2 protein-coding genes are annotated in these 1385 nt (G+C 31.3%); both read right to left on the bottom strand.

The annotated features are described in order from the left end of the window. Positions 1-38: 38 nt before the first annotated feature. The gene (locus tag CN514_RS20375) at positions 39-458 is read right to left on the bottom strand and encodes a hypothetical protein (protein WP_098234153.1); all 420 of its coding nucleotides are present in this window, start codon (positions 456-458) and stop codon (positions 39-41) included. 143 nt (positions 459-601) lie between these two features. Beyond that, positions 602-1237, bottom strand: a complete 636-nt coding sequence (locus CN514_RS20370) for an SMI1/KNR4 family protein (RefSeq protein WP_098234152.1) — start codon at positions 1235-1237, stop codon at positions 602-604. Between the last annotated feature and the right edge of the window lie 148 nt (positions 1238-1385).

The raw sequence follows: 1385 nt of genomic DNA, 5'->3' as shown, positions 1-1385 counted from the left end.
AACGCATGCGTTAGTTGAATTAGATTTTAAATAATTTTTTAAATTTCGTTCAATTTTTTTCTTAGTTTATTAATACCTTTTAAAACCTCATCTCTATTCCTAGCGCTCTTGATCCAATTAGGCAATCTACTCGCTATACTTTTATTAATGTTTGGCACACGCTCTCTTAAACTTGCACTAACATAGTTCTCTAAAAAATCCAGATGTTCTTCATTGTATGCCCAAAGTGTTTTGCCACAACAATGTGTCTGTAACCACAAACTTTCTTCTTCACCGATGCTGCTAAAAAAGTTCGATCCAGAAACAATTCCACACTTTTGACAAACTAACTTTAGTTTCGTTTTATCAGTCACCCAGGTTATTTTTGTACCCTTTTTACATTGTGGGCATTCTACCAGAATATGATTATTAAAATCACCAATCCATTCTCCTTTATCCCTAAACCTTGCTTTTCCCATTTAGTGACTACCTTTCTAATTCTAATATTTTGAACCTTAAACAGAAGCTTCACTTCATAGTCATTTACTTCTTCTAGTTCCACTAATGCAATGCGTTAGTTGTACAAGAAAATTAATTATTAAGTAACAAATGCTTATAAAGATTAATCAATTCTAAGTTCTATTTTTAAATCTTTTAACTTCTCAACTAATTTCATTGCTTTTCCATATGGAAATCCCTCCACTATTGTATAAGGTAGATTTTTTAATCCTTTTATCAATTCATTAGCAGGAGTATTAAGTCCAAAAACTTTTTTAATTTTTAATAAATCCTTTAATCCTCCATCTGGAGAATTAATTAAAACAATTTTACAGATATCTGTCCTACTGCGTTCCTCTTGCATTTCGTTTTCTTTAATTGTGAAACCGTTGGTAACCCATAGAGATAAATTAGAAGTTACTAACCCAGAATGTTCAGCATTCATATCTCCAGTATCAACCATTAAAACCTCTTTTTCTTGGTCTCCTTGTTGCATAAGAAAAACCTGCCCGCCACCATTGTCACCAATGGCTACATATCCTTTTGCATATACTTTCGTTTCCCATACATCATTTCGTTCTCTAATATCTTCAGTTCCATAAATAAGTATCCCTTCCTCAGAAGACAAACCATTTGATGTTTTAAGTAGATCTTTATAGGAAATTGGTAATTTTACATTCAATTCATTTTCAACTTTAAATATTTCTGTTTCACTCGCAGAGGGCATAAGTATTAAACCGTTTATATTAGTTAAATCCATTTTAAAACACCTTTCCAAGCTTTTTTTATAAATATATCATATAAACTGAGGTCAAACTGAGGTCATTCTTATTGAACTAAACTGCCATTTACTTCAATAAAAAAACTGCAATTAAGCTGCTTGTGATCTTCAACTAATGCATGCGTTA

This window comes from Bacillus sp. AFS001701, assembly GCF_002559405.1.
Taxonomy (GTDB): Bacteria; Bacillota; Bacilli; order Bacillales; family Bacillaceae_G; genus Gottfriedia.
The sequence above is the reverse complement of the archived record's forward strand: the minus strand, read 5'-3'. Positions and strand labels throughout refer to the sequence as shown.